1 protein-coding gene is annotated in these 282 nt (G+C 39.0%); it reads right to left on the bottom strand.

The genetic code is table 11. The annotated features are described in order from the left end of the window. Positions 1-282 (bottom strand): hypothetical protein (locus tag PL9631_RS26530; protein ID WP_197046539.1); only part of this gene is annotated, 282 nt, incomplete at both ends.

Raw genomic sequence — 282 nt, forward strand, 5'->3', positions numbered from 1 at the left:
TGTTGATGTGGATTCGGTTTTGGGAATGTTGTCAACGGTAGAATCTGATTGTTTTTGGAGAGGGTTATAATTAGGAATTTCTGGTGTAATAATATCTGTGGAATCACTACTGTCTGGGGGATTAATTGCGGAATCCGGTTGTTTTTGGAGGGGGGTATAATTAGGAATTTCCGGTGTAACAATATTTGTGGGATTAATTGTGGAATCTGATTGTTTTTGGAGGGGGGAATAATTGGAAATTTCCGGTGTAGCAATAGCAATATCCGTGGAATCACTACTTTC

The sequence above is a fragment of the Planktothrix paucivesiculata PCC 9631 genome (genome assembly GCF_900009265.2).
In the GTDB taxonomy this organism is placed as follows: Bacteria; Cyanobacteriota; Cyanobacteriia; order Cyanobacteriales; family Microcoleaceae; genus Planktothrix; species Planktothrix paucivesiculata.